General features: G+C 69.3%; 8 protein-coding genes, 2 tRNA genes and 1 pseudogene. 4 read left to right on the top strand and 7 right to left on the bottom strand.

Translation table 11 applies throughout. The annotated features are described in order from the left end of the window. Window positions 1-80, bottom strand: a pseudogene (locus AB0M82_RS44085) (HU family DNA-binding protein); the annotation flags it as partial. 366 nt (window positions 81-446) lie between these two features. Between AB0M82_RS44085 and AB0M82_RS44080 the strand changes: the two are divergent. Next, complete coding sequence (locus tag AB0M82_RS44080) at window positions 447-1,088, top strand: GNAT family N-acetyltransferase (protein WP_364735479.1); 642 nt, start codon at window positions 447-449, stop codon at window positions 1,086-1,088. 366 nt (window positions 1,089-1,454) lie between these two features. On the opposite strand, the gene AB0M82_RS44075 is transcribed toward AB0M82_RS44080, so the two are convergent. Then, on the bottom strand, window positions 1,455-1,823 hold the full coding sequence (locus tag AB0M82_RS44075) for a VOC family protein (protein WP_364735477.1): 369 nt from the start codon (window positions 1,821-1,823) through the stop codon (window positions 1,455-1,457). A 63-nt stretch (window positions 1,824-1,886) separates the two neighbouring features. Here AB0M82_RS44075 and AB0M82_RS44070 point away from each other — a divergent pair, with 63 nt between their 5' ends. Both AB0M82_RS44070 and AB0M82_RS44065 read left to right on the top strand, forming a co-directional pair. Continuing rightward, a complete protein-coding gene (locus AB0M82_RS44070; RefSeq protein WP_364735475.1) occupies window positions 1,887-2,339 on the top strand; it encodes a MarR family transcriptional regulator in 453 nt (150 codons plus the stop codon). Between the two features lie 94 nt (window positions 2,340-2,433). Continuing rightward, the gene (locus AB0M82_RS44065) at window positions 2,434-2,574 is read left to right on the top strand and encodes a hypothetical protein (RefSeq protein ID WP_364735473.1); all 141 of its coding nucleotides are present in this window, start codon (window positions 2,434-2,436) and stop codon (window positions 2,572-2,574) included. 92 nt (window positions 2,575-2,666) lie between these two features. Here AB0M82_RS44065 and AB0M82_RS44060 read toward each other — a convergent pair. The 3 genes from AB0M82_RS44060 to AB0M82_RS44050 all read right to left on the bottom strand — a co-directional run bounded on the left by AB0M82_RS44060 (window position 2,667) and on the right by AB0M82_RS44050 (window position 3,700). Further along, a tRNA-Glu gene (locus AB0M82_RS44060) sits at window positions 2,667-2,742 on the bottom strand. A 101-nt stretch (window positions 2,743-2,843) separates the two neighbouring features. Then, window positions 2,844-2,915: transfer RNA gene (locus AB0M82_RS44055), tRNA-Gln, on the bottom strand. 50 nt (window positions 2,916-2,965) lie between these two features. Continuing rightward, window positions 2,966-3,700 carry an HAD family hydrolase gene (locus AB0M82_RS44050; RefSeq protein WP_364735481.1) on the bottom strand — a complete coding sequence of 245 codons (735 nt, stop codon included), beginning with the start codon at window positions 3,698-3,700 and terminating at the stop codon, window positions 2,966-2,968. 521 nt (window positions 3,701-4,221) lie between these two features. On the opposite strand from AB0M82_RS44050, the gene AB0M82_RS44045 reads away from it, so the two are divergent. Continuing rightward, complete coding sequence (locus AB0M82_RS44045; protein WP_364735471.1) at window positions 4,222-5,469, top strand: FAD-dependent oxidoreductase; 1,248 nt, start codon at window positions 4,222-4,224, stop codon at window positions 5,467-5,469. A 106-nt stretch (window positions 5,470-5,575) separates the two neighbouring features. On the opposite strand, the gene AB0M82_RS44040 is transcribed toward AB0M82_RS44045, so the two are convergent. Together AB0M82_RS44040 and AB0M82_RS44035 are read right to left on the bottom strand one after the other, a co-directional pair. After that, window positions 5,576-6,034, bottom strand: a complete 459-nt coding sequence (locus AB0M82_RS44040) for an SRPBCC family protein (protein WP_364735469.1) — start codon at window positions 6,032-6,034, stop codon at window positions 5,576-5,578. Beyond that, on the bottom strand, window positions 6,031-6,522 hold the full coding sequence (locus tag AB0M82_RS44035; protein WP_364735467.1) for a sigma-70 family RNA polymerase sigma factor: 492 nt from the start codon (window positions 6,520-6,522) through the stop codon (window positions 6,031-6,033). The genes AB0M82_RS44040 and AB0M82_RS44035 overlap by 4 nt, the downstream gene beginning before the upstream one ends. Window positions 6,523-6,596: the final 74 nt, after the last annotated feature.

Raw genomic sequence — 6,596 nt, 5'->3', positions numbered from 1 at the left:
CCGTCAACGGCCTGCGAAGCCACCTTCTTGTCGCCCAGACGCTCCGACAGCGCCTCGATCAGCTGGGCCTTGTTCGTCATTCCAGTCCTCCATAGCGGAACTCGTCAGGCCCATCTCGGCCGACACTGCACAGAGTATTACCAGGACAACGGAAAATCCAAACATGGTGACCGCGAACTCTTTGGTGTCGCGGGGAAGTCTTGCTTCCGCGCCATCGGAGTCAAGGCCGGCATCACCACCGCGGACTGGCCTGACCTGCGAGTTTGCCGAGAGCAGAGCTTCAAGGTCCATATAGGACACGCACGTCCGTCGATCAATTGTTCGAATAGGTCCGTGAAAAATTCAAGGGGTGCAACGGGTCTTGGGCCCGACCGCCCGACGCCGCTCGGGGTGCCGCCCGGCAAACCAGTGGCGCGAGGAAGGCCCGCTGCGCACAATCAAGTCCCGTGCTCTCCGACTTGTGGCCCCAGTACGGCCTCACCATCACCACACCGCGACTCGAGCTTCGGCTGCCGCGCGAGGAAGAACTGGCCGAACTCGCTCAGCTCGCCGGCATAGGCGTGCACCGCCCGGACGAGCGTCCGTTCCTGACCCCCTGGACCGACGGCAGCGCCGAGGACCGGGCGCGGTTGGTGCTCCAGGGCCATTGGAGCCGGCTCGCGTCCTGGAGCGCGTCAGCGTGGCAGCTGGGGCTCGGGGTCTTCCGCCACGGTGACCCCCTTGGCGTGGTCACCCTGCGGGCACGCGACTTCCCGGTCGTCCGAGAGGTCACGACCTCCGCGTGGCTGGGACTGGAGCACCAGGGCCGGGGCTACGGAACCGAAGCCCGATCCGGCCTGCTGACGCTCGCCTTCGACCACCTCGGCGCGCATTGCGCGCGCACCGAGGTGTTTCAGGACAACCACGCCTCTCAGGGGGTCTCCCGCAAGCTCGGCTACGAGCACGACGGCACCTCCGTCGACGCCCGCGGCGACGAGGCACTCGTCTCCGACCGGCTCCGGCTCACGCGGGAGAGGTGGAAACGGCAGGCACGGCCCGCGGCCAGGGTGGCCGGAATGGCGGCTTGCCGGCCGATGTTCGGCCTCTGACCCCCGTCCCCGCCGCCTCGTCGTGCGACCCGCGGTGCAAACAGGGAAGGCCAGGTGCGGCACGAGCGACGTCCAGGTCACCGCCCACCCGTCGCGCCGGCGGTAGCTACCGTCCAGCCGTGCGGTTTCGGGGCCGGCGAACAACTTCCGGTAGTCCACAGTGGAAAGCGGTCTGCTTCAAGGAAGAACTCGAGCAGCGGCACGCACTCCCGGCCGGTCCACTGATCGCCGGCCCAGCCGTCCTCGGTGACCTTCTCACACCCCGGACTGCCCGGGATGTCGGAATACGGTCGCCTTCACCACCTGCTTCGACAGTTTCACCCTCGGCGCGCCGGCGGCCGCAGTCGGGCGCCGGCGTTCGGCCGATCAGGCGCGGTCGTGGAGAGTGACCTGGTAGCCGTCGGGGTCGGCGAAGGTGAATGTCCGGCCGAAGGGGCCGTCGATCGGCGCGGAGACGATGGTGTGACCATCGGCGACGAGAGCGTCGTGAATGGCCTGGACGTCGGTGGCGTGGAGCCAGATCGCGGCACCGATGCCGGGCTGGGCAACGGATGCGAGATCGGTGCCGGGAACGACGTCGCGGAGCGCGAACGCGATCGGCTTCGTCTCGAAGACGACGGCGTGCGGCGGTCCGGCCGGCGAGCGGACGAGGCCGAGGTACTGCTCGTAAAACGCCTGCGAAGCGGCGAGGTCGCGCGCTTGGAGCGAGATGAAGTCGGGGCCGGTGACGGGCATGATGATGCTCCTTCGTTACGTGTCAGTCTTCTGACACGCGTCAACCTATGTCAGAATACTGACATGAGTCAAGACGGTGTCGGCGTCGACCTGGAGACGTCACTGGGCTACCTGCTGAAAGAAGCGTCGAGCGCGCTCCGTGCGGCCATGGAGGAGGTGCTGCGGCCGCTCGGGATGAACGTGACGCACTACTCCTGCCTCGAGCTGCTGGCCCAACGACCGGGCTTGTCGAACTCCGAGCTCGCACGGGGGGCGTTCGTGACACGGCAGACGATGAACGTGCTGCTCCAGGCCCTGGAACGAGACGGCTACGTGACCAGGCCGGCGGAGGCGCCCGTCGGAAAGGTTCTTCCCACGCGGCTCACGCCTCGCGGACGACGGAGCCTCGAGAAGGCGACCGTAGCGGTCCGGTCCGTCGAGGTCAGAATGCTGGCCGGGATGACCGAGACCGAGCAGTCAGCCGCGTTCCGGATCCTGCGGAGCATGATCCATTCCCTGCGCAACGACGGTGCCTAGCTCGTTCTCCGGCGGTCGGCCGGGCCGCAGCGCCGCCCCTGGTCCGCGCGTGGTTCACCGGCGTGGCCGGCCCCCTTTTCCTTCAATGTCCACTGTGGACCAGACTGTCCGGCGGAGGTACCTCCGAGAGCTGCCGCGCGAACTGGTCGAGATCGCTCAGCTCAGCGTTCACGCCGACGGCCTCGGCGAAGTGGTGACGATCAAAGTCCACAACCCGTTGATCATTTACCCATGACGGCACAAGCCGCGGAAAGGATCTCCGACACATCGCATCCAGACAGCAAAAAGCTCGACTGACCTGGGTCAGCCGAGCTTCGGTAGAGCTGGTGGTACCCCCGATGGGATTCGAACCCACGCTACCGGCGTGAGAGGCCGGCGTCCTAGGCCGCTAGACGACGGGGGCTTAGGATCTTCCCTGGTTTCCCAGGGGCTTTTCTGTTTTTCTTGCTGGAGAGAACTTACCAGAGGCGATTTCTCGCTCCGCAGGGGGGTCACTCTCCGCAGCTGGGGTACCAGGACTCGAACCTAGACTAACTGGACCAGAACCAGTCGTGCTGCCAATTACACCATACCCCAGTGAGGTACTTCGCCAGCTTGGCTGGTTCAGCACCGCACGGAGAGAAATACTAGAGCACGCCGTTCCGGAGGGTGAACGCGGGGGTGTCACTGCCGCGCGGGGCGGGGACCCCGATCGTGGCGTACTCCGAAACCAGCAGCTCAGGCAGCTCGGCGAGGCCGGCGACCGTGTGGACGCCTTCGGGCGCGCGTTCGGCGATGCCGTCGCGGTCCAGCCAGACCGCGCCGAGGCCGGCGTCACGGGCGCCGATGGCGTCGGTGTCGAGCTTGTCCCCTACGTGGACGGCCTGCGCGGGCGGGCAGCCCAGCCCGAGGCAGACCGTGTGGAACATCACCGGATCAGGTTTCGCGACGCCCAGCTCGCCGGCGATGGCGACGTGGTCGAAGAACGGCGCCAGCCCCAGATCCGCGATCTTCCTCCGCTGGTGCGTGCCCGAGGCGTTCGTCACCGCGGCCAGCGTCAGGCCGGCGGCGCGGAGCCATTCCAAGCACGGGAGGACGTCGTCGAACAGCTGCCAGGAGTGATCGAGCAGCTCTCTTCGGCGACGCTCGAACGAGCTCACCTGCTCGGCGTCGGCGAAGATGCCGATCTCGGCGAGGAAGCAGTCGGTGCGCCGCTGGTGCATGGTCGCGTAGTCGAGCTCGCCGGCGACGACGAGGGCGACGTGCTCCTCGGTGATCAGGTCCCACAGCGGCCACAGGTCGCCCCGGCCGGTGAGGATGTGGAGGCTGCGGCGGATCGCGGCGGTGCAGTCGATCAGCGTGTCGTCGATGTCCAGGCACACCAGCCGGAGCTCGGGTACCCCCCAGGGTTCGGGCGCCGCCGCGGCGGGCGGGGCGGTTCGCGAAGGGGTCCGGGGTGCCAGGGCGAAATCCACCCAGTGAGGCTAGGGCAACCGCCGCGTTCGCGACGCTGCCAAAGAGGTGATTGCCGCCCCTCTGTTCCGGCGCACCGGCTCTACTCCCAGTTGGCGGATCGTCTTCTTTTGGTTATCCGACCACTGCGCGACTGAAAGGCCGCCCCCCTCTCGCACCCCCTACGTCGCGCGAAACCCTTGTGGAGTCTGGGGATCCGGTCCGTCCACAAGGGCGCCTCGACGGTTCGCGCGCGAAGCCGCACCGAGGGCGGCGAAGACGTTCGGCGAACGGTCGCATTTGGACTTTTCCGGGCGACAGCGCTCCGCGAGTTGCGCACGGAGCTCCGGTACCGCGCGTAGCCCGATCAGCGTATCCCTCGTCACCTCGCTTGACGCGGGCACCGGACAGGTGCATCCTCAAGTTATTCAACAGGCGATGAATAGGGGAGATGGTCGAGATGGTCGAGCGCACGAGCTGCGTCGTCATCGGTGGCGGGCCGGCCGGGATGGTCGCGGGGCTCCTGCTGGCCCGGGCCGGGGTCGAAGTGACGGTGCTGGAGAAGCACGCCGACTTCCTGCGCGACTTCCGCGGCGACACGGTGCACCCGTCGACGCTCACGCTGCTCGACGAGCTGGGGCTCGGCGAGAAGTTCCACGCGCTGCCGCACAGCGAGCTGCGCTCGGCGGGGTTCCCGCAGGAAAACGGCGAAATGATGAAGCTGGCCGACTTCACCCGGCTGAAGGTCGCGCACCCGTACATCGCGATGGTGCCGCAGTGGGACTTCCTCGACCTGCTCGCCGAGAGCGCGCGCAAGGAGCCGACGTTCGTCCAGCGGATGGAGACCGAGTGCACCGGCCTGGTCCGCGAGCACGGCCGGGTTGCCGGCGTCAGCTACCGCACGACCGCCGGTGAGACCGGCGAAATCCGCGCCGACCTGGTCATCGCCGCCGACGGCCGGTGGTCGCTGGGCCGCCGCGAGGCCGGTCTGGTGCCGCACGAGTACGACTGCCCGTTCGACGTCTGGTGGTTCCGGCTCTCCCGCGGCGAAGGCGAAGAAGGCGGCATGCTGATGCCGAAGATGCGGGACCGCCGGTTCGCGGTGCCGCTCCCCCGGCCGGACTTCTACCAGGTCGCCTACCTCGCTCCGAAGGGCGACGACCTGCGGAAGCCGGGCATCGAGGCGTTCCGGGAGAACGTGACGCAGATCTGCCCCGAGTTCGAGGACCGGGTGCACGAGCTGAAGACGATGGACGACGTCAAGTTCCTCGACGTGCGGCTGAACCTGCTGCGCAAGTGGCACGTCGACGGGCTGCTGTGCCTCGGCGACGCGGCGCACGCGATGTCGCCGATCGGCGGGGTCGGCATCAACCTGGCGGTGCAGGACGCGGTCGCCGCGGCGACGCTGCTGGCCGAGCCGCTGCGGCGGGGCCGTCCGACGGAGGCGGACCTGGCGAAGGTGCGCTCGCGGCGGCTGGCGCCGACGCTGATGGTGCAGGGGCTGCAGCGCCTGATGCACCGGACCGTCGTGCGCGGCGTGATGACCGGCAAGCGCAACGGCCCGCCGGCGCCGATCATCAGGGCCTTCGCCCGGTTCCCGCGGCTGTCGTATTTCCCGGCCCGGCTGCTGGGCCTTGGCCTGCGCCCGGAGCACGCGCCCGCCTTCGCGCGGCGGCCGATGGAACCGGTGCAGCGCTGAAGCTTTCCCAAGGGCCGTCGCCCGGAGCGGCTGGTGTCGCGCGTCCGAGGTTCGTTGACAGCGGTCCGGCGATGCCCTGAGCGTGACCAGCTTTCGACGCGCGGCACTAGCCGACCCGCTCGCGGAGCCGGTCCAACATTCCCCGGCCCAACGGCCGTCCCACGCGGCGCAGGAGCGGGGCGGCCGTCCGGGTGCCCGGGCCGCGAAGCGCGCCCAGGAACGCGAACCGCGTCCGCTCGCCGTCCGGGACCGCCGCCATCCCGCCGACCACCCTGGTGCTCTGCATCACGCACCAACCCGGGCGCAGCACCACGTCGAACCGCTCGCGCAGCGGGAACGTCCCGGTGATGTCGGCAACGACGCGCTCGCCCTCGGAGCTCAGGATCCGGACGGAGCGCACGTTCCGCAGCAATCGCGGCAGCTCCCCCTCCAGGTCCGCGGCCACCGCCCAGACCACGTCGAACGGCGCGTCGACCACCGACTCGGCGAAGAACGCGCCCGGCACCGCCGCCGCCAGCACTTCCAGGCGGCGGACCGCGTCCAGCTCGGCGACCGGCCAGCTCATCGGCCCCACTCCCTCCGGAAACTCCGCCGGGCGCGGAACAGGCGCGACTTCACCGTGCCCGCCGGCACGTCGAGCAGCTCGGCCACGGCCCGCTCGTCCAGCTCTTCGACGTCCCGCAGGACCAGGATCGCCCGGTGCTCCGGGGCCAGCCGGTCGAGCACGTCGCGGATGTCCACACCGAGTTCGACGTCAACCGCGGCCGGGACGTCCGCGAGTTCGGCAGGCGTCGCCCGCCGCGCGCGCCGGGCGACGCGCACCGCCTCGCGGACCGCGATCGCCCGGGCCCAGCCGAACACCGCGGCCGGTTCGGTGAGCCCGCCCAGGTTCCGGAAGATCACGAGCAGCGCCTCCTGGGTGGCGTCGGCGCCGTCGTCGAGCGCGATGGGACCGCAAAGGCGGCCGACGTACGGCGTGAGCAGGCCCAGCAGCTCCTGCATCGCGAGCGCGTCGCCGCGCTGGGCGGCACGCACGAGCTCCGTCCGGTCCATGCGCCTCCTCGTCGTCCGCACGGGTAGAGGCGAACGCCCGGCGAAAGGTTCCCGGGGAGTTCGTCACAGTTTCC

Origin of the sequence: Amycolatopsis sp. NPDC051128 (assembly GCF_040682715.1) — a bacterium.
In the GTDB taxonomy this organism is placed as follows: domain Bacteria; phylum Actinomycetota; class Actinomycetes; order Mycobacteriales; family Pseudonocardiaceae; genus Amycolatopsis.
Note: the sequence above shows the minus strand (reverse complement) of the source record. Positions and strands in the feature narration are given on the sequence as shown.

Excerpts from the sequence above, each read along its gene's own strand:
- AB0M82_RS44045 (WP_364735471.1), top strand. The coding sequence starts at position 4,222 with ATGGTCGAGATGGTCGAGCGCACGAGCTGCGTCGTCATCGGTGGCGGG.
- AB0M82_RS44040 (WP_364735469.1), bottom strand. The coding sequence starts at position 6,034 with ATGAGCTGGCCGGTCGCCGAGCTGGACGCGGTCCGCCGCCTGGAAGTG.
- AB0M82_RS44070 (WP_364735475.1), top strand. The coding sequence starts at position 1,887 with ATGAGTCAAGACGGTGTCGGCGTCGACCTGGAGACGTCACTGGGCTAC.
- AB0M82_RS44035 (WP_364735467.1), bottom strand. The coding sequence starts at position 6,522 with ATGGACCGGACGGAGCTCGTGCGTGCCGCCCAGCGCGGCGACGCGCTC.
- AB0M82_RS44075 (WP_364735477.1), bottom strand. The coding sequence starts at position 1,823 with ATGCCCGTCACCGGCCCCGACTTCATCTCGCTCCAAGCGCGCGACCTC.